The sequence below is a fragment of the Pseudomonas oryzihabitans genome (assembly GCF_006384975.1).
In the GTDB taxonomy this organism is placed as follows: domain Bacteria; phylum Pseudomonadota; class Gammaproteobacteria; order Pseudomonadales; family Pseudomonadaceae; genus Chryseomonas; species Chryseomonas psychrotolerans_B.
In genome coordinates this window covers 2,884,764-2,909,571 of record NZ_CP021645.1, presented here as the reverse complement: position 1 = coordinate 2,909,571, position 24,808 = coordinate 2,884,764, and the positions used below count along the sequence as shown (strand labels likewise).

The 24,808-nt window shown below is 68.2% G+C and carries 27 protein-coding genes; 2 read left to right on the top strand and 25 right to left on the bottom strand.

What is annotated here, in order from left to right; genetic code table 11:
- Positions 1-151: 151 nt before the first annotated feature.
- From CCZ28_RS13015 to CCZ28_RS13005, 3 genes are all read right to left on the bottom strand, one after another.
- On the bottom strand, positions 152-1,075 hold the full coding sequence (locus CCZ28_RS13015; protein ID WP_140218641.1) for an SdiA-regulated domain-containing protein: 924 nt from the start codon (positions 1,073-1,075) through the stop codon (positions 152-154).
- Positions 1,076-1,145: 70 nt separating this feature from the next.
- A complete protein-coding gene (locus CCZ28_RS13010; protein ID WP_140218639.1) occupies positions 1,146-2,051 on the bottom strand; it encodes an SdiA-regulated domain-containing protein in 906 nt (301 codons plus the stop codon).
- Positions 2,052-2,140: 89 nt separating this feature from the next.
- A complete protein-coding gene (locus CCZ28_RS13005; RefSeq protein WP_140218637.1) occupies positions 2,141-2,806 on the bottom strand; it encodes a fumarylacetoacetate hydrolase family protein in 666 nt (221 codons plus the stop codon).
- Between the two features lie 239 nt (positions 2,807-3,045).
- Here CCZ28_RS13005 and serA point away from each other — a divergent pair, with 239 nt between their 5' ends.
- Positions 3,046-4,275 carry a phosphoglycerate dehydrogenase gene (gene serA, locus CCZ28_RS13000; protein WP_140218635.1) on the top strand — a complete coding sequence of 410 codons (1,230 nt, stop codon included), beginning with the start codon at positions 3,046-3,048 and terminating at the stop codon, positions 4,273-4,275.
- 251 nt (positions 4,276-4,526) lie between these two features.
- Here serA and rpiA read toward each other — a convergent pair whose 3' ends face one another.
- Positions 4,527-5,201 carry a ribose-5-phosphate isomerase RpiA gene (rpiA, locus tag CCZ28_RS12995; RefSeq protein WP_058785140.1) on the bottom strand — a complete coding sequence of 225 codons (675 nt, stop codon included), beginning with the start codon at positions 5,199-5,201 and terminating at the stop codon, positions 4,527-4,529.
- 127 nt (positions 5,202-5,328) lie between these two features.
- Here rpiA and ilvA point away from each other — a divergent pair, with 127 nt between their 5' ends.
- Positions 5,329-6,843 (top strand): threonine ammonia-lyase, biosynthetic, encoded by a 1,515-nt coding sequence (gene ilvA / locus CCZ28_RS12990; protein ID WP_140218633.1) that lies wholly within the window; start codon positions 5,329-5,331, stop codon positions 6,841-6,843.
- A 331-nt stretch (positions 6,844-7,174) separates the two neighbouring features.
- Here the strand turns inward: ilvA and CCZ28_RS12985 are convergent, their stop codons facing one another.
- From CCZ28_RS12985 to CCZ28_RS12885, 21 genes are all read right to left on the bottom strand, one after another.
- Entirely contained in the window at positions 7,175-7,411 is a 237-nt protein-coding gene (locus CCZ28_RS12985) for a hypothetical protein (protein WP_140218631.1), read from the bottom strand.
- Positions 7,412-7,470: 59 nt separating this feature from the next.
- Positions 7,471-7,920 carry an excinuclease gene (locus tag CCZ28_RS12980; protein ID WP_140218629.1) on the bottom strand — a complete coding sequence of 150 codons (450 nt, stop codon included), beginning with the start codon at positions 7,918-7,920 and terminating at the stop codon, positions 7,471-7,473.
- A gap of 80 nt (positions 7,921-8,000) precedes the next feature.
- The gene (locus CCZ28_RS12975) at positions 8,001-8,399 is read right to left on the bottom strand and encodes a hypothetical protein (protein ID WP_140218627.1); all 399 of its coding nucleotides are present in this window, start codon (positions 8,397-8,399) and stop codon (positions 8,001-8,003) included.
- Between the two features lie 23 nt (positions 8,400-8,422).
- Complete coding sequence (locus tag CCZ28_RS12970) at positions 8,423-9,655, bottom strand: beta-ketoacyl-ACP synthase (protein WP_140218626.1); 1,233 nt, start codon at positions 9,653-9,655, stop codon at positions 8,423-8,425.
- The gene (gene fabG, locus CCZ28_RS12965; protein WP_140218624.1) at positions 9,655-10,392 is read right to left on the bottom strand and encodes a 3-oxoacyl-ACP reductase FabG; all 738 of its coding nucleotides are present in this window, start codon (positions 10,390-10,392) and stop codon (positions 9,655-9,657) included. The genes CCZ28_RS12970 and fabG overlap by 1 nt, the downstream gene beginning before the upstream one ends.
- Entirely contained in the window at positions 10,389-10,838 is a 450-nt protein-coding gene (locus CCZ28_RS12960; protein WP_140218622.1) for an ApeP family dehydratase, read from the bottom strand. Before CCZ28_RS12960 ends, fabG begins: the two co-directional genes overlap by 4 nt.
- Positions 10,835-12,019 carry a beta-ketoacyl-[acyl-carrier-protein] synthase family protein gene (locus tag CCZ28_RS12955; RefSeq protein ID WP_140218620.1) on the bottom strand — a complete coding sequence of 395 codons (1,185 nt, stop codon included), beginning with the start codon at positions 12,017-12,019 and terminating at the stop codon, positions 10,835-10,837. Before CCZ28_RS12955 ends, CCZ28_RS12960 begins: the two co-directional genes overlap by 4 nt.
- Positions 12,016-12,513 (bottom strand): hypothetical protein, encoded by a 498-nt coding sequence (locus CCZ28_RS12950; RefSeq protein ID WP_140218618.1) that lies wholly within the window; start codon positions 12,511-12,513, stop codon positions 12,016-12,018. Before CCZ28_RS12950 ends, CCZ28_RS12955 begins: the two co-directional genes overlap by 4 nt.
- On the bottom strand, positions 12,510-13,757 hold the full coding sequence (locus CCZ28_RS12945; RefSeq protein ID WP_140218616.1) for an NAD(P)/FAD-dependent oxidoreductase: 1,248 nt from the start codon (positions 13,755-13,757) through the stop codon (positions 12,510-12,512). Before CCZ28_RS12945 ends, CCZ28_RS12950 begins: the two co-directional genes overlap by 4 nt.
- Entirely contained in the window at positions 13,750-16,074 is a 2,325-nt protein-coding gene (locus tag CCZ28_RS12940; protein ID WP_140218614.1) for an MMPL family transporter, read from the bottom strand. The genes CCZ28_RS12945 and CCZ28_RS12940 overlap by 8 nt, the downstream gene beginning before the upstream one ends.
- Positions 16,071-16,655 (bottom strand): outer membrane lipoprotein carrier protein LolA, encoded by a 585-nt coding sequence (locus tag CCZ28_RS12935; RefSeq protein ID WP_140218612.1) that lies wholly within the window; start codon positions 16,653-16,655, stop codon positions 16,071-16,073. Before CCZ28_RS12935 ends, CCZ28_RS12940 begins: the two co-directional genes overlap by 4 nt.
- The gene (locus CCZ28_RS12930; protein WP_140218610.1) at positions 16,643-17,077 is read right to left on the bottom strand and encodes an acyl-CoA thioesterase; all 435 of its coding nucleotides are present in this window, start codon (positions 17,075-17,077) and stop codon (positions 16,643-16,645) included. The genes CCZ28_RS12935 and CCZ28_RS12930 overlap by 13 nt, the downstream gene beginning before the upstream one ends.
- Positions 17,070-18,596, bottom strand: coding sequence for an HAL/PAL/TAL family ammonia-lyase (locus tag CCZ28_RS12925; protein WP_140218609.1), 1,527 nt, complete (start codon positions 18,594-18,596; stop codon positions 17,070-17,072). Before CCZ28_RS12925 ends, CCZ28_RS12930 begins: the two co-directional genes overlap by 8 nt.
- The gene (locus CCZ28_RS12920; RefSeq protein ID WP_437179220.1) at positions 18,586-19,524 is read right to left on the bottom strand and encodes an LpxL/LpxP family acyltransferase; all 939 of its coding nucleotides are present in this window, start codon (positions 19,522-19,524) and stop codon (positions 18,586-18,588) included. Before CCZ28_RS12920 ends, CCZ28_RS12925 begins: the two co-directional genes overlap by 11 nt.
- On the bottom strand, positions 19,503-20,240 hold the full coding sequence (locus tag CCZ28_RS12915) for a glycosyltransferase family 2 protein (protein WP_140218605.1): 738 nt from the start codon (positions 20,238-20,240) through the stop codon (positions 19,503-19,505). Before CCZ28_RS12915 ends, CCZ28_RS12920 begins: the two co-directional genes overlap by 22 nt.
- Positions 20,237-21,883 carry an AMP-binding protein gene (locus CCZ28_RS12910; protein ID WP_140218603.1) on the bottom strand — a complete coding sequence of 549 codons (1,647 nt, stop codon included), beginning with the start codon at positions 21,881-21,883 and terminating at the stop codon, positions 20,237-20,239. The genes CCZ28_RS12915 and CCZ28_RS12910 overlap by 4 nt, the downstream gene beginning before the upstream one ends.
- Positions 21,880-22,452, bottom strand: a complete 573-nt coding sequence (locus tag CCZ28_RS12905) for a hypothetical protein (protein WP_140218601.1) — start codon at positions 22,450-22,452, stop codon at positions 21,880-21,882. The genes CCZ28_RS12910 and CCZ28_RS12905 overlap by 4 nt, the downstream gene beginning before the upstream one ends.
- A 10-nt stretch (positions 22,453-22,462) precedes the next feature.
- A complete protein-coding gene (locus CCZ28_RS12900) occupies positions 22,463-22,717 on the bottom strand; it encodes an acyl carrier protein (protein ID WP_140218599.1) in 255 nt (84 codons plus the stop codon).
- Positions 22,718-22,727: 10 nt separating this feature from the next.
- Positions 22,728-22,988: a phosphopantetheine-binding protein gene (locus tag CCZ28_RS12895; RefSeq protein ID WP_140218597.1), complete on the bottom strand. Its 261-nt coding sequence runs from the start codon at positions 22,986-22,988 to the stop codon at positions 22,728-22,730.
- Positions 22,981-23,748, bottom strand: coding sequence for a lysophospholipid acyltransferase family protein (locus CCZ28_RS12890; RefSeq protein ID WP_140218595.1), 768 nt, complete (start codon positions 23,746-23,748; stop codon positions 22,981-22,983). Before CCZ28_RS12890 ends, CCZ28_RS12895 begins: the two co-directional genes overlap by 8 nt.
- Positions 23,745-24,467, bottom strand: coding sequence for a beta-ketoacyl synthase chain length factor (locus tag CCZ28_RS12885; RefSeq protein WP_140221346.1), 723 nt, complete (start codon positions 24,465-24,467; stop codon positions 23,745-23,747). The genes CCZ28_RS12890 and CCZ28_RS12885 overlap by 4 nt, the downstream gene beginning before the upstream one ends.
- Between the last annotated feature and the right edge of the window lie 341 nt (positions 24,468-24,808).

The window sequence follows — 24,808 nt, the reverse complement described above, 5'->3', positions numbered from 1 at the left end:
TGGGCTTCGCTATCGCTCAACCCAACCTACAGGGCAGGTGGGGCGCCACGGCTTCGTGTCAGGCGTGCCCTCACCCCAACCCTCTACCCAAGGGAGAGGGGGCTGTCCGAGCAGGCTTTTGGCTCCAATTGGCGGCCAGTGGGTATCTACCTCACGGCTTCTCGAAGCGATAGAACAGATTCGGCTCGCTGACCACGTACAGCGTACCCTGGTCGTCCATGGCCACGCCTTCGGCCTGGGGCACGCTGCGACTGAGGCAGTGCTGGCCGCGCAGCAGCGACAGCGAGCTGATCGGCTTGCCGTCGTCGTCCAGCTCCAAGACCAGTCGCGACTGGTCGGAGAGCGCCAGCAAATGGCCTGTGCCGGGGTCGAATTGCAGGCTGGAGAGGTCGCGCACGAACAGCCGGCGATCGCGTTGGGGATCGCTGCGTAGCGACAGGGCCTGCAGCCCGTCGAAGGCTTCGCTGCCCAGGCCGTCGATCTCGTAGATGCGTACCGGATCGCTTTCCTTGGCGACGAAGAAGCGCTGGCGGGCGGCGTCGTAGGCCAGGCCTTCGTTGCCGCGGTTGTCGCTTTCCACGTCGCTCAGGCTGAAGGGATGGCTGACGCTGCGGTCGTCGATGTCCACTTCGCGGGTGTCGGCGCCGATGTGCACCCGCACCAGGCGCTGGCGGCGCTCTTCGCTGATCATGTAGACGCCCGGCGCGATGTACTCGATGGCTTCGGGATCGCTGAAGCCTTTGAGATCCACCTGGCGCAGCAGCTTGCCGTTCAGGTCCAGTTCGAGAAAGCGTGCCGGCTTGTTGGTGACGCTGACCAGGGTGCGGCGATCTGGATCGAAGCTCAGCGCCGAAACATCGGTGATGCCCTCGCCGATGGGGCGCGCTTCCACGGTGACTCGATAAGCTGGCAGCCACAGCGAACGAGCCTCGCGACTCTCGGCGTGGAATTGGCTCTGGAGGTTGAACCAGAGTCGCTCGAACAAGCGGTGCTGCTGGGCCACCAGGGTCAGGGCCAGCAGCACGGCGGCGCCCAGTACGGCGCCCAGAACGCGTAAGGAAAACAGCGGGAACATCGGCAGGATCCTACGACAACAGTGCCGCGCAGCCTAAGGGCGCCAGGCTGAATTCAAGCTGAATGATCGCTCATTGCGCGCTGCCGGATACCTTATGAAACACATGGAAGAGATTGGGCTCACCGATCAGGTAGAGATTGCCGTCGTCGTCGAGGGCCACGCCTTCCGGTTGCTCCAGGGTGGCATCCAGGCCGTGCAGTCCGCGCCTCAGGCTGATGAAGCTGACCGGCTGGCCCTCGGCGGTCAGTTCCACCAGGGTGTGGGACTGGTCGGATAGCGCCAGCAGGTGACCGGTACGCGGATCGACCGCCACCGCGGAGTAGTCGAGCACCAGTTGCTTGACCGGGAGGGGCGCAAGGTTGCCGCTGACGCCGTGGCCATCGCTGACCAGGGTGAAGAGAGCGGCCGGGTCACGTTCCTTGCTGAGGATCAACCGCTGGTGCTGCGGGTCCCAGGCGATGCCTTCGAAGCCCTTGTTGCCGGCGTCGGGAAAGCCCAGGTCATGGTGTTCGAAGGTGTTGGCGTCCAGCTCCCGGGTATCGTCGGCGAGCGTGAACAGCGACAGCCGCCGCTGGCGCTCGTCGACGATGGCCAGGCGCCCGTCTTCCAGGGTGGTCACCCCTTCCAGATTGGCGGCGTTGTGGATCGGGATGCGGCGCAGGATGTCGCCGGTCAGGCTCAATTGCACCAGGTAGGGGGTGTTGCCGGTGACGGCGAACAGGGTATGGGTGCGTCTGTCGTAGGTGAGATCGGAGGTCTCGGCCTCGGCCAGGCCCGGCAGCTGCTTGCCCTGGATCACCGCCCGATAGTCCGGCAGCCAGACGGATTGGGCGCGCACCGCCGGCGGCGTCCGGTATTCCTGCCACCAGAACAGCGCCCGGTCGTTCCAGTGCCAGACGAAGGTGAGGACCAGCAGCACCAGCAGGACGAAGGCGGGCAATAGACGGAACAGGACGAGGCGGGGGAGTCTGGACATGCTGGCTCGAGCGGCTTCTTGTTAGAGGGTCGCAGCAGGCCAGACGCACCGTCGCCTGGCACCAGCCGAGCGACGGTGGGGATGCGGCGTTATAGCACGCGCGTTTCGAAGCGGCTAACGTCGGGCAGCTCTAGCACCAGCTCGTCGCCCACGTTGAGCGGTCCGACACCCACGGGCGTACCGGTGAGGATGACGTCGCCCGGTTGCAGTGAGAAATGCCCGGCGATGGTCTGGATCAGCGGCAGGATGGGATTGAGCATGTCGCGGCTGTTGCCGTCCTGGCGCACCTCGCCGTTGATGGTCAGGCGCACCGGGATGTCGGCGAGATCAGCGAAGGCGTCGCCCGGCACGAAGGGGGCGAGTACGCAGGCGCCGTCGAAGCTCTTGGCGATCTCCCAGGGATAGCCTTTTTCCTTGAGGCGGCTCTGTACCTCGCGCAGGGTCAGATCCAGGGAGGGCGCGAAGCCGGAGATGGCGTCGCGCACTTCCTCGGCGGAGGGCTTCTTCGACAGCGGCTTGCCGATCAACACGGCGATCTCGGCCTCGTAGTGCACCGAACCCTGGTCGGTGGGGATGGCGAAGCCTCCCGCCACCGGCACCACGCAACTGGCTGGCTTGATGAACAGCAGGGGCTCGGTGGGAACCGGATTGTTCAGTTCCTTGGCGTGCTCGGCGTAGTTGCGGCCGATGCAGACGACCTTGCCCAGGGGGAAGTGGATCTTGGTGCCGTCGAGATACTGGTGCTGATAGGCCATCTTGTGCTCCTGGTGAGTGGCGTCCGCCGACGATCTTAACTACACGATCTTAACCAAAAGCGGCCCGCGCGGCGCGGCGCTGGTCGCGAGGTGCTCATGGTCGCACTGAGAAAGCTTCAGGTCGCAATCGGACCTGCATCGGGCGGCGCATGTTAAGATGGCTGCCCTTTTCGCCGCTGGCTGCTCTGGCCTGCCGCGCGGCGGCCTCCTTCTCCCTGGCAACCCTGGATTCAACGCAGATGAGCAAGACTTCCCTCGACAAGAGCAAGATCCGCTTCCTTCTCCTGGAAGGCGTCCACCAGTCCGCCGTGGATACCCTGAAGTCCGCGGGTTACAGCAACATCGAGTACGTCACCAGTTCCCTGCCGGAAGCCCAGCTCAAGGAAAAGATCGCCGACGCCCACTTCATCGGTATCCGCTCCCGGACCCAGCTCACCGAAGAGGTGTTCGACTGCGCCAAGAAGCTAGTCGCTGTCGGCTGCTTCTGCATCGGCACCAACCAGGTCGACCTGCAGGCGGCCCGTGAGCGTGGTATCGCCGTATTCAACGCCCCCTATTCCAACACCCGTTCGGTGGCCGAACTGGTGCTGGCCGAAGCCATCCTGCTGCTGCGCGGCATCCCGGCCAAGAACGCCTCCTGCCACCGCGGCGGCTGGATCAAGAGCGCGGCCAATTCCTTCGAGATCCGCGGCAAGAAGCTGGGCATCATCGGCTACGGCTCCATCGGCACCCAGCTGTCGGTGCTGGCCGAGGGCCTGGGCATGCAGGTCTATTTCTATGACGTGGTCACCAAGCTGCCCCTAGGCAATGCCCAGCAGGTCGGCTCGCTCACCGAATTGCTCGGCATGAGCGACATCGTCACTCTGCACGTGCCGGAAACCCCCGCCACCCAGCTGATGATCGGCGAGCGCGAGATCCGCGCCATCAAGAAGGGTGGCATCCTGATCAACGCCGCCCGTGGCACCGTGGTCGACCTCGACGCCCTGGCCGCGGCCATCAAGGACGAGCACCTGATCGGCGCCGCCATCGACGTCTTCCCGGTGGAGCCGCGCTCCAACAACGACGAATTCGTCTCGCCGCTGCGTGGCCTGGACAATGTCATCCTCACCCCGCACATCGGCGGTTCCACTGCCGAAGCCCAGGCCAACATCGGTCTGGAAGTGGCCGAGAAGCTGGTCAAGTACAGCGACAACGGTACCTCGGTGTCCTCGGTCAACTTCCCCGAAGTGGCCCTGCCGTCGCATCCGGGCAAGCACCGCCTGCTGCACATCCACCAGAACGTGCCGGGCGTGCTGTCGGAGATCAACCGCGTCTTCTCCGAGAGCGGCATCAACATCTCCGGCCAGTACCTGCAGACCGACGAGAAGGTCGGCTACGTGGTGATCGACGTCGACGCCGAGTACTCCGACCTGGCCCAGGAGAAGCTGCAGAACGTCAAGGGCACCATCCGCTGCCGCGTGCTGTTCTAAGCCTCAAGGCGTCATGAAAAAGCCCCGGTCGGGTTCGCCTGACCGGGGCTTTTTCGTGGGCTGGGTGCGGGGATCGTTGGGCTTCGCTGCGCTCAACCCAACCTATGGCAATTCCCGTAGGTTGGGTTGAGACGGCTCCATCGTCGAAGCCCAACACCGCGTAGGGTGGATAACGGCGTAGCCTTATCCACCGATCACGCACGAACCTCTCTGTGGAAAACGCTGGCGCGGTTTTCCACGCTACGAATGGCTCAGCTCCGCTCCAGGCGCTCCACGCCCTGGGCGGTACCCAGCAGCAGCACGTCCGCCGGGCGGGCGGCGAAGAGGCCGTTGGCGACCACGCCGACGATGTTGTTGATCTTGGCTTCCAGGCCCACCGGATCGACGATGTGCATATTGTGCACGTCGAGGATGACGTTGCCGTTGTCGGTCACCACGCCGTCGCGGTATTCCGGGTCGCCGCCCAGCTTCACCAACTCGCGGGCCACGTGGCTGCGGGCCATGGGGATGACTTCCACCGGTAGCGGGAATTCGCCGAGGACGTCGACGCGCTTGCTGGCATCGGCGATGCAGATGAATTTGCGCGCCACGGCGGCGACGATCTTCTCGCGGGTCAGGGCCGCGCCGCCGCCCTTGATCAGGTTGAGGTGGCCGTCGGCCTCGTCGGCGCCGTCCACGTAGAATTCCAGGTCGCTCACGCCATTGAGGTCATAGACGGTGATGCCGTGGCTCTTCAGCCGGTCGGCGGTGGCCTGGGAGCTGGCCACGGCGCCGTCGAATTCCAGCTTGTGCTTGGCCAGCAGGTCGATAAAGAAGTTAGCGGTCGAGCCGGTGCCCACGCCGACCACGCTGTCGCGGGAGAGCTGGGGGAGGATGAGGTCGACCGCGGCCTGGGCGACGGCCTGCTTGAGCTGGTCCTGATTCATGGGGGTATCCGCAGAGAAACGGGTGGAGGGGCGCCGATTATAGCCGCTCGGACGGCTTGGCTAACCTACCCTGGGGTGCCCGTAGTAGACTTTTCGCCCCCGCCGCACCCACCGGATCGTCCCGCCGATGCTCGAACAGTACGTGAAGAAGACCCTGCTCGCCCCCGTCTACGACGTGGCCATCGAAACGCCCCTGCAACCGGCGCGGGCGCTGTCCGAGCGACTCGGTTGCCAGGTGCTGCTCAAGCGCGAGGACCTGCAGCCGGTGTTCTCCTTCAAGATCCGCGGCGCCTACACCAAGCTGGCCAGCCTCTCGGCCGAGGAAAAGGCCCGCGGGGTGATCGCCGCCAGCGCCGGCAACCACGCCCAGGGCCTGGCCCTGGCGGCCCGTGAGCTGGGCGTGCGGGCGATCATCGTCATGCCGCGGACCACGCCTGAGCTCAAGGTCATCGGCGTGCAGTCCCGCGGTGGCGAGGTGGTGCTGCATGGCGACGCCTTCCCCGATGCCCTGGCTGAGGCCCTGCGCCTGGTCGAGGAGCAGGGCTACACCTTCGTGCCGCCCTATGACGACCCGGACGTCATCGCCGGCCAGGGCACCGTGGCCATGGAGATCCTGCGCCAGCATCCCGGTCGCCTGGACGCCATCTTCGTCCCCGTAGGCGGTGGTGGCCTGATCGCCGGTATCGCCGCCTATGTGAAATACCTGCGCCCGGAGATCAAGGTGATCGGCGTCGAGCCGGACGATTCCAATTGCCTGCAGCAGGCCATGGCGGCGGGCGAGCGGGTGGTGTTGCCGCGAGTCGGGCTGTTCGCCGATGGCGTGGCCGTGGCCCAGATCGGTCACCACACCTTTGAGGTTTGCCGGCGTTATGTGGATGAAGTCATCACCGTCAGCTCGGACGAGATTTGCGCGGCGATCAAGGACATCTACGACGACACCCGCTCCATCACCGAACCGGCCGGCGCCCTGGGCGTGGCCGGGATCAAGAAATACGCCGAGCGCGAAGGCAGCGGTGGCCAGGTGCTGGTGGCCATCGATTCGGGTGCCAACATCAACTTCGATCGGCTGCGCCACGTGGCCGAGCGCGCCGAACTGGGCGAGCAGCGCGAAGCCATCATCGCCGTGACCATCCCCGAGCGGCCCGGCAGCTTCCGCGCCTTCTGCGAAGCCCTGGGCCGGCGGCAGATCACCGAATTCAACTATCGCTATCACACCGGCGAAGAGGCGCATATCTTCGTCGGGGTGCAGACCCATCCCCAGCGCGATCCGCGCGAGGCGCTGCTGCAGGGCCTGCGCGACCAGGGTTTCCCGGTGCTGGATCTGACCGACAACGAACTGGCCAAGCTGCATATCCGCCACACCGTGGGCGGCCATGCGGCGCGGGTGGATCAGGAGCAGGTGTTCCGCTTCGAATTCCCCGAGCGACCCGGCGCGCTGTTCGATTTCCTCGAACGGCTAGGCGGCCGCTGGAACATCAGCATGTTCCATTACCGCAACCACGGCGCAGCCGATGGGCGGGTGTTCGCCGCGCTGGAAGCCAGTCAGGCCGAGCGGCCGGAGCTGTTGGCGACCCTGGACGCCATCGGCTATCGCTATTGGGACGAGACGGAGAATCCGGCGTACCGGTTGTTCCTGGGCTGAGGTCTGGCGGCGTTGGGCTTCGCTGCAGGTAGGGTGGATAACGGCGCAGCCTTATCCACCGTTGGCACCGGAGCCTGTCAGTGGAAAAGGCTGCGCCGTTTTCCACGCTACGGCGATGATCGCGGCCATGCCGGTGCGCCGTAGCGACCGCTCCTACAGGGAATGACGCTTTTGTAGGCGCGACCGCAGCGGCGGACCGCCATGGTCGCGATGAGCCCACAAGCCCGCGCTGGACCAGACCGCCCCCTCTCCCTCTGGGAGAGGGCTGGGGTGAGGGCGGCCAGACACCGATAGCACCGCCCGTTGAGCTTCGCTGCGCTCGGCGCCAACCTTACGAAGCCTGCGGCTCCACCCGGATATCCGTCAGTCCATGCACCTCGGCCTGGCGCAGGATGGCCGCGGCCTGGGCGTCGGCAGGCGGCAGCGCCAGGCTGTTCTCGGCGTCGGCACGCAGCTGTTCCAGCACGGCCAGGGCGGCTTCGTGAGGGGCGAGACTCGCCTGCGGATGCTCGAGGTCGAGCTGGCGGGACTCGCCGTCCTTGCGGTAGTGGACGCGAAAGGTGGGCATGGCGGCGGCCTCGGAGCGGGTTTCTAGACAGACCCGTCCGGACACGCCGCCGTTCCGGCCTACTTGAGAATGACCAGCTTGCCCTTGAGGGCGACACCGGCCATGAGGGCGCCGGCGTGGCACTCGTAGCGGGTGGGGTCGCTCCACTCGTTCTTCTTGTAGTAGCTGGTGATGTCGGTGACGGCATTGGCGCCGGCGGCCTTGGCCGCGTCCTGCAGGCGGATCAGCGCCGATTGCAGCACCCAGCGGCAGGCGGCCTCGTCGGTCTTGTTGAAGGCGTTGGTCTTCTGGTTGGTGGTGATGTTGGCGTTCACCACGGTGGCCTTGCCCGGGACGGGATTGCCGGCCAGGTAGAATTTGACGCTGCCATCTAGGCGCTTGGCCGCCAGGGCTTCCTGGACGACTTCGGCGAAGGGCAGTTGCAGGGTGGTGTCGCGCGCCTGGGCGGCAGCGGGCAGCAAGGCGGCCAGGCTGAGGGCGAGGGCCAGTTTCGGTGCGACGTTACGCATGATGACTTCCTTGTGGACGGGGATGACTGTTTAACGCAGAACGCCTGGGTTTCTGCGAACTTGCTCGAGCGAAGCGCCTTTCACTCCGCAGCGTCAGTGGGCGCCGGCAGCTGCAATTGCCGGCGGATGTCGGCGTCGAGCCGCTGCACCCAGCGATTGTAGTTGCGATGGATGCGTCGGCCATCGTAGTCGAGACCGGCGCTGTCGCGGTAGCGGATCTGGTAGCCCTTGGTGCTGTAGGGGATGTCGACCCAGGCCTGGTGACGACCGCGCACCAGGATGCTGGCGACGATCATACCGGGGCTCTCGCTGCCCACGGTCCAGCCGCGGGTTTGCAGGACTTCGACGATGGCACGCCGGACATCGGCGGCGTTCTCCACCCGATCGGCGGGAAAGACCTCCTGGGGCGTCACCAGGGGCGCACGAGTGCAGGCCGCCAGGAACAGCAGAGCGGAGACGAGCAGCAGGCGACGCAACATGGGCATACCTCGGGCAAGGGGCATCAGGACCAGCGGCGGAAGATCAGCGAGGTGTTCACCCCGCCGAAGGCGAAATTGTTGTTCATCACGTGGTCGGTGCGCAGTGCCCGCGGCCCGCCGCGCAGATAGTCCAGTTCGCCACACTGGGGGTCCAGTTCATCGAGGTTGAGAGTGGGCACGAACAGTTCTTCGTTCATCATGGCGATGCTGAACCAGGACTCCAGGGCGCCACAGGCGCCGAGGGTGTGGCCCAGGTAGCTCTTCTGCGAGCTGATGGGCATCCGCTCGCCGAACAGCGCCTGGGTGGCGCGAGTTTCGGCGATGTCGCCCTGTTCGGTGGCGGTGCCGTGGCCGTTGACGTAGCCGATGGCGTCCGGGGTCAGCCCGGCGTCTTCCAGGGCCAGCTCCATGGCGCGCTGCATGGTGGCCTGCTCGGGGCGGGTGGAATGCTGGCCGTCGGCGTTGCTGCCGAAGCCGACGATCTCGGCGTGGATGTGCGCGCCACGGGCCAGGGCGTGCTCCAGTTCTTCCAGTACCAGGATGCCGGCGCCTTCGCCGATCACCAGGCCGTCGCGACTGCGGTCGTAGGGCCGTGGCGAGGTGTGGGGCGCGTCGTTGCGCAGGCTGGTGGCATAGAGGGTGTCGAAGACCATGGCCTCGCTGGGGCAGAGTTCTTCAGCGCCGCCGGCCAGCATCAGCGGCAGGCGCCCGAACTTGATGGCCTCGTAGGCATAGCCGATGCCCTGGCTGCCGCTGGTGCAGGCGCTGGAGGTGGGAATCAAGCGGCCCTTGAGGCCGAAGAACAGACTCAGGTTGGCGGCGGCGGTGTGCGGCATCATGCGCACATAGGTGTTGGCGTTGAGGCCCACCGCGGCGTCGCTGAGCAGCATGTTGGCCAGCGCCTTGATGTCGTCGGTACTGCCGGTGGAGGAGCCACAGGCCACGCCCATGCGACCGTCGGCGATGCTCGGGTCATCCAGCAGCCCGGCATCGGCCAGGGCGCACTCGGCGGCGGCTACCGCCAGCTGGGAGACGCGACCCATGCTGCGCAGTTGCTTGCGGGTCCAGTGGCCCGGCACCTGGAAGTCGACGATGGGCCCGCCCAGGCGGGTGTTCATCTCGGTGTAGCGATCCCAGGCGTCCATGCGGCGGATACCGCTCCGGCCGGCGAGGAAGTTAGCGCGGATGGTCGGCCAGTCACTGCCCAGGGCGGTGACGCCGGCCATTCCGGTGATCACGACGCGGCGACCGCTCATCAGCACAGCCCTCCGTTGACCGCCAGCACCTGGCGGGTGATGTAGCCGGCCTCGGGGGCGAGCAGGAAGGCCACGGCGTGGGCCACTTCCTCGGGGGTGCCCATACGCCCGGCGGGGATCATCTCGAGGATCTTCTCTACTGGCACGTGCTCGTCGAGGATCTCGGTGTCGATCAGCCCCGGGGCGACGCAGTTGACGGTGATCTTGCGCTTGGCCAGCTCCACCGCCAGGGCCTTGGCGGCGCCGATGAGGCCGGCCTTGGAGGCGCTGTAGTTGACCTGGCCGCGATTGCCGATCAGCCCGGAGACCGAAGTGATGCAGACGATACGCCCCGGCGCGCGGCGGCGGATCATCGGCATGACCACCGGGTGCAGCACGTTGTAGAAGCCGTCGAGGTTGGTGCGCAGGACAATATCCCAGTCTTCGCCGGTCAGCGCCGGAAAGGCGCCGTCGCGGGTCAGGCCGGCGTTGCAGACCACCCCGTAGTAGCCGCCGTGGGCCTCGGTGTCGGCCTCCAGGATGGCGGCGCAGGCGGCGCGGTCGCCGACGTCGAATTGCAGCACCCGGGCGCTGCGACCCAGGGCCTCGACCTCGGCGCGCACCGCCTCGGCTTCCTCGCGGCGGCTGCGGCAGTGCAGCACCAGGTCATGGCCGGCGGCGGCCAGGCGCAGGGCGATGGCGCGGCCCAGGCCGCGGCTGGAGCCGGTCACCAGGACCGGGGCGGGGGCAACGCTCATGGCGCGGGTTCCTCTAGGTACAGATCCGCCTGGGGCGGACGATAGACGTTCAAGCGGGCGCTGGCCTGGCAGCCAGGGCCCTGCAGCTGGCAGTCGAAGATGGCCATGCCATCCTCGTTTTCCAGCGCCGACTGGGCGCGGATGCGCAATTCGGCGCCGGCGGGGAAGGCTGGCACGTCGCAGGCGAACTGGCGGGTGCCGAGCAGGAAGCCCAGCGCCGGTGATTCGCCGCGGCGACGCGCCTGGCAGCCGGCGAAGGCGGCCACGCTCTGGGCCATCAGCTCCACGCCGATCCAGGCCGGCAGGGCGCCGTCGGTATCGGTGAACAGGCCGGGGCGTACCACCAGGCGGGTCTCGATGCCGCCCTCGTCACAGGCGAGGATCTCGTCGATCAGCAGCATGTCGCCGGCGTGGGGCACCAGCTCGGCGAGGGTCCAGGGGATCATGGCGTGGCTCCGAGGATGAGGCTGACGTTGCTGCCGCCAAAGGCGAAGCTATTGCTCATGGCGTGGCGGCGGCCGTCCAGGCGGCTGTCGCCCGCGGTCAGCGCCAGGCGCGGCAGGGCCGGGTCGGGCTGGCCATCCCAGCGTTGCGGCGGCAAATGGCCCGCGGGGTTGAGGACCGGGTCCAGGGTCAGCCAGGCGAAGGCGACTTCCAGCGCTCCGGCGGCGCCGAGGGTGTGGCCGGTCAGCGGCTTGGTCGAGGAGCAGGGCACCCCGGCGGGAAACACTTGGTGGGTCGCCTGGCTTTCCATGGCGTCGTTGTGCGGGGTGGCGGTGCCGTGCAGGTTGAGATAGCCGATGTCGCCCGGTTGCAGGCCACTGGCGCGCAGGGCCGCCTGCATGGCCTGGATGGCGCCGCGACCGCTGGGATCGGGAGCCGAGATGTGGTGGGCATCGGAACTGGCGCCGCCGCCGAGCAGGGCGATGGGGCCTGGCTCGCGGGTCAGCAGGAACAGCGCCGCGCCCTCGCCGATATTGATGCCGCAGCGATTGACCGAGAAGGGATTGCACAGCGTCTCGCTGACCGCTTCCAGAGCGGCGAAGCCGTTCAGGGTCAGGCCGCAGAGGCTGTCCACGCCGCCGCAGAGCACCGCATCGCAATGGCCCTGGACCAGCAGCCGACGGGCGCTGAGCAGGGCGCGGGCGCTGCTGGTGCAGGCAGTGGAAAGGCCGTAGCAGGGGCCGCTCAAGCCCAGGTAGCGGGCGAGGAAATCGGCGGGCGCCACCAGTTCCTGCTGGGCGTATTGATAGCCCTCGGGCAGTTGCCCGCTGCGCTGGTGCACGGCGATGCCTTGGCTGGCCTCGTGGATGCCCGAGGTGCTGGTGCCCAGCACCACGCCGATACGGGCGGGGCCGTGGCGCTCGATGGCCTGGCGCACCTGGGGCTCGATTTCGGTCAGGGCCGCCAGCAAGAGCTGGTTGTTGCGGCTGAAGAAGGGCGCCCAGGCCGCTGGCCAGGCCGGCAGGGCGGCGGTGACGGTGCCCACTGGTGGCTGGCGTTCGGGAATCCAGCCGGGGGTGGGTCGCATGCCGGAGCTGTCGCCGGCGAACAGGCCGCGGGCGACCTCGGCCTTGCCCCGGCCCAGGGCACAAAGCAGCCCCAGAGCGTTGAGATAGGCGCTCAAGGGGCGGACTCCGGTAGCAGGGTCAGGCGGTAGCTCGGCTGCTCCGGCGCGCCCAGTTCCAGGCGATCGGCGGCGGGATAGCGTACCTGCCAGGCCTTGAGGGTACGGCTGCCGTCGGCGGCCTGCTGCCAGTCACCCGCAGCATAGGCTCGTGGCAACTGGTCGGTTGGGGTCAGGGCGAACAGCAGCACGCTGAAGAAGGTGCGCGCCTGGGGATTGGGTGGCAGCAGGCCGTCGGCGTGCCAGGCGCCGTCGATCAGCCGCTGGCGCGCCTGGGGCACGCCCAGGGGATCGAACAGGGAAAAGCGCAGGGCCGCGCCCTCCGGCTGGATCGCCAGCAGCAGGGCGTCGCTGCCCTCGGCGGTCTGGCGTTCCACCTGGTAGACGAGGGCATGCGCCAGTGGCGGCGGGCTGCTGGGCAGCGGCGGCTGGCTGGCGCAGGCGGCGAGCAGCAGGCAGGCCAGCGCGAAGAGGAGCGGACGGAGCAAGGTCATGCAGGATGGGCCGAATTCAGCTGGCAAAGCTCCACGAGCAGGCGCAGGCGCCGCTTGGGTTCCTTGACGAAGGGGTTGCGAACGTCCCAGGCGTAGCCGGCGAGGATGGCGCAGATCATGCTGCGGATCTCGGGCTGGGCGTGCTCGAAATAGATGACGTCCTGGAAGCTGCCATCGTACCAGCCCTCCACATAGGCGCGGAACGTATCGACGCCCGCCTTGAGCGGCCGGGCGAATTCGGCTTCCCAGTCCACCGGCTCGCCGCGCAACTGGCGATCCACCAGCGGTGCGGCCAGACTGGCCGAGCGCAGGGCGATGGTGACGCCCGAGGAGAACACCGGATCGAGAAACTCGGCGGCATTGCCCAGCAGGGCGAAACCGGGGCCGTGCAGGCGCTTGACGTTGGCCGCGTAGCCGCCCAGCTCGCGCACCGGGGTATCCCAGACCGCATTGTGCAGCACCCGGGCCAGGCTCGGGGTCTCGGCCACCCAGTCGCGCAGACAGGTGGCGAGATCAAGGGCGCGTCCGGCATAACGCTCGGCGGCGGCGACCACCCCGACCGAGGTGCGGCCATCGCTGAAGGGAATGGTCCAGAACCAGACGTCGCGCAGGGTCGGGTGGGTGGTGATGAGGATGCGTTCGCGATCGAAGCCGGGATCGTCGATGCGGTCTTCGACGTGGGTGAAGAGCGCGCGGCGCACGGGGAAGTTGGACGGTGCCTCCAGGTCCAGCAGCCGCGGCAGGACCCGGCCATAGCCGCTGGCGTCGAGCAGGAAGTCGGTGCTGAGGCGATAGGCATGGCCGTCGTCGCCCAGGATGTCGAGCTGGGTCTTGGCGCCGTCTTCCCCGAGGGTCACGGCGGTCACCCGCTGGCCATAGCGGATTTCCACGCCCTGGCGTGCGGCATCGTCGGCGAGGATCTTGTCGAAGGGACCGCGCTGGACCTGGAAGGTACTGCGCCCGCCACTGTAGGTGTCGCGGAAGTCGAAGTCGGTATAGCGCTCGCCCCAGGCGAAGGCCGCGCCGACCTTGGTCTGGAACCCCGCCGCTTCGACGGCCGGCAGCATTCCGGCTTCCTCGACGAAGTCCAGGCTGTGGGACAGCAGGCTCTCGCCAATGGAGAAGCGCGGGAAATGCTGGGCCTCCAGCACCAGCACCGCATGACCGCGACGCTTGAGCATGGCGGCGACCACGGCACCGGCTGGGCCGGCCCCGATGACGACCAGGGGATGATGTTCAACCATGGCGAAATTCCTTTTCGTGGGAAACAGGGGGCGAGGCCCAGGGCGCCAGCAGGAAGCTGAACACCAGGCCCAGGCTGATGGCCAGGCCGAAGTTGGCGATGGCCGGGGTACTACTGAGCATCAGCAGACCGAAGGATAGCCAACTGCCGACGCCCGACAGCAGGCCACCGAGCAGACTCACCGCCGGGCCGCCGATGGCCTCGTGCATGAGGATGGCGTAGTCCACGCCGATGGCGGTGATCAGCAGCAGGGCGAACAGGCTGAACAGGGTCAGCGGCTGGCCCAGCCAACCCAGGCAGGCCAGGGCGGCCAAGGCGGCCAGCAGCGGCAGGCAGACGATGCGCAGCGCCGCGCGACGACCGAAGGCCCAGAGCAAGAGCAGGAAGATGGCGCCCGAGGCCAAGAGCTTGAGTTCCACCGCCAGGCGCTGGGTATGGACGAACAGCCCGCGCAATTCGCCCAGGCGGTCCACCAGTTGCACGCCGGGCAGACCGTCAGCCACCTGTTGCAGCACCTGGGCGTTACCCAGGCCTTGCAGACTGACCAGGCCCGCGGCGCCGCCGTCGGCCGTCCGGCCCAGCCAGAGCGGGCGCCAGGGTTCGCCCAGGGGGCCGGCCAGGGCCTGGTCGAGCGTCACGTCGGGCAGTTGTTGCAGTTGTTTCAGCTCCGCCTGCAAGGCCTCGGCGGGAAGGCCGACGGCCAGCAGCGGTTGCAGGCGCTCGTCCCAGCCGGCCAGGGCCTGGCGCAGTTCCGCCTGGGCGGCAGCGGGGGCGACCAGGCCGCTCAGGGCGCGATAGCCCTGTAGCTGACCCTCCTCGACCAATCCCTCCAGGCGCTGGCCCAGGGCGCTCTGGCGTTGCAGCACCTCGTCGGCATTGGCGCCGCGCACCAGGAAGAACTGGCTGGTGGGTTGCAAGCCGGTGAGGCGGGCGATGGCCTGGGCTTCGCGGGTCAGCGCCGGGTCTTGGCCGAGCCAGAGGCGCAGGTCGTTCTGGGTGTGCAGCTGCCAGAGGCCGGCGGCGCAAAAGGCTAGCAGCGCCAAGAGCAGCGGCAGGCTGCCGGTGCGGGCCAGCAGCCGCAGGCGCAGGCCCAGCAGGCGCTGCATGACGCGTAGCGGCGCGGCCGGCGGCGCCAGGTCCAGGCGTTGCCACCAGGCCGGCAACAGGCAGACGGTGGTGAGATAGGCGCCGATCAGGCCGGCGGCGGAAAATACCGCCACCTGGGTCAGCGCCGGAAAGGGCGTGCAGGCCAGCGCCATATAGCCCAGCAGATTGGTGGCCAGGCTCAGGGACAGCCCCGGCAGCGTCTCGCGCAGGATGGCCTCGGCGTCCCAGGGGCCGCCCTTCCAGCTCTTACTGAGATAGTGCAGCGGATAGTCGGCGGCCACCCCGGTAAGGCTGGCACCGAGGATCAGGGTGAGGGCGTTGATCTGGCCGAACAAGAGCACGCAGGCCGCGCTGCCAGCCAGGAGGGCCACGCCCACCGCCAGGAGGCTGAGCAGTACCCGCCAGCGGCGGAACAGCCCCAGCAGCAGGGCCAGGGTGCCCAGGGTGGCGAACCCACCGATCAGCGACATCTCGCGGCTGGCGGTGGCCTGGCCATTGGCGGCGTATCTCAGACCACTGGCGGCGAGCAACTGACCACCGTCGGCCACCACCTCACGGCGGGCGCTCTCGATCAGGGCCTCCACTCGCGGCGGGGCGTCGAAATCGAAGGCATCGGCGCGGGTGCGGGCGCGGATCAGCGCCCAGGTCAGGCCGTCGCCCTGGGTCAGCAAGAGGCCGCTGCCAGCGTCGAAGTCGACCTTGCTGGCCGGGGTGAGCTGGCGCTGCAAGAGCAGGCCAAGGCCGAACCAATCCTGCTCCAGGGGCAGGGCGCCGGCCCCGGCGAAGGGATCGAAGAGGGCGGCGGCGCGGGCCTGCAGATAGCCGTCGGGCGTCTTGATCAATTCGTCGCGCGCCGGACCCAATGGCAGCGCCAGGCGACTGGCCAGGAGTTGCTGGCGCAAGCCGGGCAGGTCGGGCGTGAGCTGCCATTGTACCTTTTCGAACAGCGGTTCCCGGGACCAGGCCTGGCCCAGCCGCTCGGCCAGCGACGCCACCCGCTCGCGTTGCGGATGACCGACCAGCAAGAGCACCTCGCGATTGAGCGGCTCGGCCATGCGCGCCTCGGCCTGCTGGGTGAGGGCATCACCGGCGCCCTGGGGCAGGAGCGCCAGCAGATCGGCGGCCACCGGCGGACCGTGCCGCCACTGCCAGGCGCTGAGCGCCAGCAGGGCCAGGAGGAACAGCAGGAAGGGGCGCTGCAGGCGGATCACTGGAAGGCCGCGCGCTGGTCGGCGGAGAGGGCGTCGCTGGCCTGGCCGTCCAGTTTGAGCAGGCTGCGATCGCCCTGGGTCTCGCGGATCTCCACCTGCTCCACCAGGGCACCGCCCTGGATGAGGATGCCGTCGAACACCTGCTTGAGCAGGGCGCCGCGCGGGGTCAGGCGTAGCTGCCAGTGACTGGCGTCACCGCTCAGGGCCAGCTCGAAGTCGCGTTCCAGGCCGCTGCGATCACCGCCGAGCACGGCGAGGAACAGGGCGCTCTGGCGGGCGGCCAGGTCGCTGCCGGGCAGCGGCGTCCAGCCGGACGGCGTCTGCTTGGCGATGGCGCCGGGGGTGATGCGATAGGTCTGCGCCAGGGGCTTTTCCAGCCGCCAGAGCAGGCCCAGGCCACGCGCCAGGGTGAAGTGGCCGCTGCTGGTGAGCGGCTGCGGCAGGGCGCGCAGATAGCGCTGCTGGACGAAGCTACCCTCGACCACCGCCGGCCGCGCCAGCTGGGTGGCCAGGTCGTCGAGGTCGAAGGCCTGGGCCAGGGGCGCGGCCAGGAGCAGCAACAGAGCGATCAGTCGGCGCATGCCAGAGCCCTCTCCACCGCCTCGACGAACACCTTGGGCGAGGCCAGCTGCATCTCGCGGCTGGCCATGTCCACGGCGACCTGCACGGTGCTGGCGCGGGTCAGGCGTTCGCCGGTGGCGGCATCGGTGATCAGGTAATGGAGCTTGAGGCGGTTCTCCCATTCCACCAGGTCGACCCGCACGCGAATGCGCTGTTGGAACAGCAGCGGGCGGATGTAGCGGATCTGCAGGTCGATCACCGGCCAGCCATAGCCGGAATCGCGCATCTGCAGGTAGTTGTGCTGGAGACGGTCGAGCAGGGCGCAGCGCGCCACCTCCAGGTACTTCACATAATGGCCGTGCCAGACGATCTCCATCATGTCGACGTCGAAGAAGGGGATGTCGATCTCCACCTCGACCTGCAGGGCACCGGTCTTACGCATAGAGCCTCCAGTGGCGGGCGCGGATCAGGCCCAGGGCCTGGCGCAATTCGGCCTCCAGGGCACGATCCTCGAACAAGGGAGGGAAGGTCTCGGCCAACTCCCGGTGCATGGCGGCCAGGGGCGCGGGCGGTTCCACGCCCTGCTGGCACCTGAGCCAGACACCCTGTTGCGCCGCCAGCAGGGCGGCGGCGGCCACCTGCTCTGTGAGTTCCAGCACGCGCAGGGCGTCGCGAGCGGCGATGGTGCCCATGCTGACCTTGTCCTGGTTGTGGCATTCGGTGGAGCGGGAGAAGACGCTGGCCGGCAGGGTGCCCTTGAGCGCTTCGGCGGTCCAGGCGCTGGCGCCGATCTGCACCGCCTTGAAGCCGTGGTTGAGCATGGCCCGTTCGGCCGGCGCCCCGGAAAGGTTGCCCGGCAGGCCGTGGTTGTAGCGCGCATCCACCAGCAGGGCGAGCTGGCGGTCGAGCAGATCGGCGACATTGGCCACCAGGGTCTTGAGACTGTCCATGGCGCAGGCGATGTGGCCGCCATAGAAGTGGCCGCCGTGCAGCACCCGCTCGTCCTCGGCGTCAATCAGCGGATTATCGTTGGCGCTGTTGAGTTCGGTCTCGATGAATTGGCGCAGCCAGGGCAGGCTGTCGGCCAGCACCCCCAGCACATGGGGCGCGCAACGCAGCGAATAGCGGTCCTGCAAGCGGTGCAACGGTGCCGCGGGACCTTCGGCGGCGAGATCGGTCCTCAGCCAGGCGGCCACCTGGCCCTGGCCCGGATGGGGCTTGGCGGCGAACAGGCGCTGGTCGAAGTGCTCGGGATTGCCGGCCAGGGCCACCACGTTGAGGGCGGTGATGCGGGTGGCCAAGTGCAACAGATACTCGGCGCGGGCGAAGGCCAGGCAGGCCAGGCCAGTCATCACCGCGGTGCCGTTCATCAAGGCCAGGGCTTCCTTGGGCCGGAGCACCAGGGGCGTCCAGCCCAGCTCGGCATGGACGTCGGCCGCCTCCCGTACCTCGTTGCGCCAGAGCACCTGGCGCTCACCGCAGAGCGCGGCGGCGACGTAGGACAGCGGGGTGAGATCGCCGCTGGCGCCCACCGAGCCTTCCTCGGGGATCAGCGGCAGGATGTCTTCGCGCAGGAAGGCGGTGAGTCGCTCCAGCAATTCGACGCGCACCCCGGAGACGCCCTGGCACAGCGACTGCAGCCGCGCGGCCAGCACCGCGCGCGTTGCCGCCGCGTCCAGGTGCCGACCCAGGCCGCAGCCATGGAAGGTGTAGAGCTGGCGCGGCAGCGCCTCGACCTGGGCGAGGGGCACGGCGACCACGCAGGAATCGCCGTAGCCGGTGGTGATGCCATAGACCGAGCCTTCGCGGGCCAGCAGCGAATCGACGAAGAGTGCGCCGCGGGCGATGCCGTCGCGGAAGGCGGGATCTTCCTGCAAGGCGGCCTCGGCGCGGCCTTCGGCCAGGGCCACCAGGTCTTCGAGGGCGAGGGTGGTGCTGCCGAAAACTACCTTAGCGTTCATGGCGACTCCAGAACGGATAGAAGTTGAACCACTGCCGCGGCGCCTTCAGGCAATAGGCGGCAAGGCGCTCGGCATAGGCCTGGGCCAGGCCCTGGATGCCGGCGGCGCGTTCCTGGCGGCGCCAGGCGGGAATAGGGGCGAAGTCTTCCAGGTAGACGTGATAGCCGTCGTCCTCGCGCAGGCAGAACAGCAGGTTGGTCGGGCAGCGCAGCAGGTGCGCCAGCAGCCAGGGCCCTTGGGGGAAGGGCGCCGGGGCGCCGAGGAAATCCACTTCCACGGTGCGTCCGCCGTGCAGCGGCACCCGGTCACCGGCGATGGCCAGCCATTCGCCGCGCTCCAGGCGTTCGCTCAGTTGCAGCATGACCGCCGGGTCCAATTCGCTGACCTGGATCAGCCGCAGGTCGTTGGCGCCGGCTTCTTCCAGCAGGCGATTGAAGGCCTCGGCGTGACGGGTGTGGACCAGCACATTGAGCCGGACCCTCCGCCCCAACTGGGCCAGGGCACGACAGACCTCCAGATTGCCCAGGTGGGCGGTGACCAGGATCTCGCCACGGGGAGCGTTCATCCGCGCATGGACCTGATCGTCGTCATGCAATTGCACCTGATCCAGGCCGAGGCGGCCATTCCAGGCGTCGAGCTTGTCCAGCAGGGCTTCGGCGAAGGCCATGAACTGGGCGTAGCCGCTGCGCCAGCTCGGACCCGGCTCGGGGCGTCCGCTCCAGGCGGCCAGACGCTGTTGGTACTCCAGGATGCCGCGGCGAGCACGACCGCCGAACAGGAAGAAGTACAGCACGATCAGCCGCAGCAGCGGGGCAATGGCGCGGCGGCCCAGGTGCCGCGCCAACCAGGCGGTGAGACGCATCAGCACGGGGCTGCCGCGCTCGCGTTGCTGCGCCCAGTGACCGCTCACCCGCGCATCCGCCGCCAGAGCAGGCGCGGCGCGCGCACCAGCATGCCGAAGAACAGCCGGGTATGCATGCGCGAGATCAGTACGTTGTCCTGCCAGAGGCGAAAGTGCGAGCGGCCATCCAGCGGGTAGTGCACTCGGGTCGGGCGCCAGCGCATGGGCTGGTCGCGCCAGGCCAGGCGTACCAGGATCTCCGGGTCGAAATCCATGCGCTTGCCCAGGCCACCCGCGCGGATCACCGCCAGGGTCGGCGCCAGGGGATAGACGCGAAAGCCGCACATGCTGTCGCGGATCTTGAGCGACAGACTATTGATCCAGACCCAGACGTGGGTGAGGTAACGGGCATAGAGCCGGCCCTTGGGTACCGAGTCGTCGAAACGCGGATAGCCGCAGATCAGCGCCTCGGGATGGGCCTGGGCCTCGGCCAGGAAGGCGGCGACGTCGGCGAGATCGTGCTGGCCGTCGGCGTCCACCTGCAGGGCGTGGGTGAAGCCCAGTCGCTGCGCCTCGGCGAGCCCCGCCATCACCGCGCCGCCCTTGCCCTGGTTGACCGGCAGGCGCAGCAGATGGATGTCGGGTTGGGTCGCCAGCTCGTCCATCACCTGGGCGCAGGCGGGGCCGGAGGCATCGTCCACCAGCACGCAGGGCAGGGCGCGTTGACGCAGAGCCTGCACCACCAGTGGCAGGGCATGTTCGTGGTCGAACACCGGGATCACCGCGCAGGCCCGAAAGCTCATGGCGTGTTCTCCTTGAGCAGAATGCGCCCGGACGAACAGGCCGCCTCGCCGCGGCGAAAGGCGAAGTGCAGCTTGCTGCGAGCGGCATCGAAGTGGAAGGTCAGGGTCACCCGATCACCCGGCCGCAGCAACTGCTGGAACTTGAGCACCTCCAGACCGGCGAAGTCAGCGGGTAGCTCCAGGTGCTGGCGGGCCAGGCGCTGGGCCCAGCCGACCTGTACCACTCCGGGCACTACCGGCGCCGTGGGGAAATGGCCGGAAAAGAACGCCAGGTCCGGGGCGACCGTTAACTCCAGGCGCCAGCCGTCTGCCGTGCGCTCGACGCTCAGCGGCTCGATATCCACCGGCCTTGGCTGGGCCAGCAGGCGCTCCACCTCGGCCTGGGCCAGCTTGCCCTGGGCGCTGTAGGGCAGCGCCAGCAGCAGGCGCCAGCGGCGGGGCAGGGCGATGGCCTCGCAATGGCCGACCAGGTGTTCGCGCAGCTCGGCCACCAGGGCGCGGCGACCGCCGTTGCGCAGCTGATGCAGGCCGCTCTCGCTCAGGGCCACCAGGGCGCCGAGCAGGGCGCGACCCTGGTGCACCACACCCAGGCGCACGTCGGCGATAGCCGGGTGGCCCAGCAGGCGTTCTTCCAGGGCCGGCAGGGCGATGCGCTTTTCTTCCAGCTTGACGATGCGATCCAGGCGCCCGAGCAACTCGAAGCGGCCGTCACCCAGCAGGCGCACGCCATCCATGGTCTGCTCGCGCAGACCCTGAGGCAGATAGGGCGAGGTCAGCCAGAGGGCACCCTCCTGATCCTGGCCCAGTTCGATGCCGGCGAAGGCTTGCCAGGGCTGGGGGCCTTGGCGCCAGGCGATGCCGCCGGTTTCGGAGCTGCCATAGACCTCGGTGGGGTAGCTGCCAAAGCGCGCCTGGCAAGCCGAAGCCGCCGCTTCCGGCAGCACCCCACCGGAGGAAAACACCCGCACCACCTGGCCGAGAATGGCGTCGTCGAGATTCTCGCCGAGGCGCTTGAGCAGCGCCGGACTGCTGATCCATACCGCCCGCCGGCCTTCGCGCAGCAGGGCGGCGGTCTCCCGTTGCAGCTCCTCAGTGAAGGGCAGCGCCTGGCGGGCGAAGGGCCGACCGGCGCAGAGCGGCCAGAGCACGCGGAACAGCAGGCCGTAGATATGTTGGGTGGAGACGCTGCCGAGGATAGTGGCGTCGCCGAGGGATTCACCCCACAACCGCTCCAGGGCCGCCACCTCGTTGGCCAGCTGGAACAGCTGCTTGGCGATCAGTTTGGGTTCACCGCTGGAGCCCGAGGTGCTCAGGGTCAGCAGCGGCGCCTGCAGATCGAGTAGGGCGGGCGTCAGGGGTTCGGCAGCCGTCCAGCCTTCGAGGTCGTCCAGCCAGGCGTCGAGGGTCGGGGTGAGCCGAGCGCGGGTGGCGGATTGATCGTCGGCCGGCAGGATCACCTCGATCCCGGCGCGCCAGGCGCCGAGCAGGGCGCAGGCCAGATCCTCGGCGTCGTCGAGATGCAGGGCCAGGCGCTGGAGTCCAGCCGCCTGGAAAGCCGCTGCCAGGCGCAGGGCGCGCTGTTGCAGGGCGGCGCTTAATGGGCTCGCGGGGCCTAGCAGATCGGCCAGGGGCGTGACGTTCATGGCTGCCTCCGCACGCGCTGGCGGATCAGCCATTCACCGGCGAACAATAGGCCCATCAGGCCGTAGGCGATCACGCCGGTATAGAGCGTCCACCAGGCCAGCGGCGCCCAGAGCGCCAGGGCCGCGGCGGTCGCGGCATTGAGCAGGAAAAACAGGCACCAGACCTGGGTCACCCGGCGGGTATAGCGCACCGCCCGCGGCGGCAGCTCGGGTTCGCGCAGCCGTGCCAGCCGCTCGATCACCGGCTGGCCACGCAGCAGACTCAGGCCGAACAGCGCTAGCAGGAACAGGCTGAGCAGCACCGGATACCAGCGCAAGAGCACGGCGGCATCGCTCAGCGCCAGCAACAGGCAGAAACCCAGGGCGACCAGGGCGGTACTGCGCTGCAGGCCATTGAGGCCGGGTTGCAGCAGCCGTAGCCCCCAAAGGGCACCGAGACCGGCGGCGAATAGCCGTGGCGAGAGGGCCTGCAGGCCGAAATAGACGGCGAAGGGATAGGCCAGGCCGAGCAGGAGCAGCAGGGCACCGGCGACCAGGCCCAGCGGGGAGCGGGAAGGCAGGGCACTCATAAGCGGCGGATCAGGTTTCCGCTTGGCTGATGCGATGGACCGCTTCGACCACATCGCCCACGGTGCGCACCTGGCGGAATTGTTCGGCGGCGATCTTGTGGCCGGTCTGGCGGCGCAGGTGGTCGATCAGGTCGACGGCGTCGATGCTGTCGATCTCCAGGTCCTCGTAGAGGTTGGCATCCAGGGTCACGCGCTCGGGCTCCAGCTCGAAGAGTTCGACCAGGGCGTTGCGCAGGGTCTCGAAGATGGCGTCACGGGTTTGCATGGCGTTCTCCTCAGGCGGCGCGCTGGGCGGCGACGAAGGCCGCGAGGGCGTTGACGTTGGCGAAGTGGGTACGGGTGTCCTTGGCTTCGGCGTCGATGCGGATGCCATAGCGCTTCTGGATCGCCAGGCCCAGCTCCAGGGCATCCACCGAATCCAGGCCCAGGCCGTCGCCGAACAGGGTCTGTTCGTCGCCGATGTCGTCGACGGTGACGTCCTCGAGGCCGAGTGCCTCGATGATCAGGCTTTTGAGCTCGATGTTGAGGTCAGTCATGGTTGCCGGTTTCCTTCAGGTAGAGCTGGTGCAGCTGGTCGTTGAGTTCACGCGACGCCAGCGGCAGCGGCCGTCCGGCGAAGGTGGTGGGGTCGATGTCGGCGCCGACGTCCAGCTGAAAGTCGAAGCGCCGCGACGGAATGCGATACCAGGGCGTGGCCTTGGTCAGGGTGCTGGGCACCACGCGGATGATCACCGGGGTGATGCAGCGAGCGCCGCGCAGGGCGATGGCGGCGGCGCCGCGATGGAAGCGTGGGGGCTCGCCGGGGGTGGTGCGGGTGCCTTCGGGAAAGACGATCAGCGTCTGGCCCTGGCGCAGGGAGTCGGCGGCGGCATCGAGCATCTCGGCGCTGCCGTCGTTGCTGATGTAGCCGGCGGCCTGGATCTGCCGCTTGAGATAGGGATTCTGCCAGAGGCCTTGCTTGACCACGCAATTGGCATCGGGCACCAGGCCGATGAGCACCACCACGTCGATCAGCGAGGGGTGGTTGGCGATGATCAACTGGCCCGGGCGACCCAGGCGCTCGCGGCCCTGGATGCGTAGGTTCATCACCCGGGTCAATACCATGAAGGCGACGAAGGAACGGAACAGCCAGGCGTTGGCTCGCCGCGCACGCTGGCGGCGCCGTAGCGTATCGCCCGGCAGCGCCAACAGGACGGGCAGGACCAACAGCCGGAAGATCAGCGCGCCGCAGCCGAACACCACGAAATTGAGCCCCGTGGCCAGCAGTCGGTAGCCGTAGTCCAGCCGGTTGATCATCCGTAGGCCTCCGCCTGCCAGTGCCAGGCGCGCCCGGCGTAGGCGTGGTGCAGGGCGCCGCGGCTTTCCAGCAGGCGCAGCAGTTCCAGGGCGTGGGGCCAACTGCTGGTCGCAGCTTCTGTCGGCGCCGGCTCGCCACTCAGGGCGCAGGTGCTGCCAGGGGTGAGCAGCAGGCCAACGGCGTAGGGAAAGGGTACGTCGTCGATCTGCGGTGCATAGAGGGTTGGCGGCGCCTCCTCGGCGATCACCACCAGGACCCCGGTGGCGCCTTCGGCCAGCAGGGTGCAAGCTTCCAGCACGGCATGCTCGAGACCGTCGCGGCCGGTAGCCAGGGCATTCATCTCGCTGTGGTCGCCACGCAGGATCGACCACTGGCCGATGATGGCGTTGTGCACCGAGAGGCTGAACTGAGTCGGGGAGAGCGGCTCGCCGCGGGCCAGCTCCTGGAGGATGGCCAGGGTGCGCGGGGTCTCGCCGTGGCGCGAGGCGAAGATCAGCGGCAGCGGCGCGCCATGGGCATCGGCCAGTGGCCAGGCCACTTGGAAGGTCATGCGTGCCAGGCGGCTCAGGCGGCGGCGCTGCATGGCTGGCAGGAAGCTGGCATCGGGTTGACTGCCATCGTCCGCCGGGCTCCAGGGCGCGGCGCACCACTGCCGCCAAGCGTCCTGGTCGACGAGACCAGGCGCCCAGGCGCGCCAATCGCTGATCTGGAATTGCATGTTCACGGCTGAATCTACCCCGGAGCCTACGTGCTTGCCGTTCATCTATCCCTGATGAGCAGGGTATTGCAGCGTTCGGCGCGCATTATCCAAGTGGCTTCTACCCTAGGCAAACATTTGTATGAACTTTGCGAAGAGGTAACAGCCGCGCGCGTTGAACCAGCGACAGGCTAGCGTGGCAGGGAAGAGAGAGCCCCTTTTCAGGGAACGAAACGCCGCTCCGTGCGACGAGCGGCAGTGAAAGGGCGGATTCGCGGTCGATGATCGAACGTAAAGGCGACGTGATTGCTGACGGTTATCGCGATCATGGCTGCCTGTGCCGCTCCAGGAGCATTTTCCGC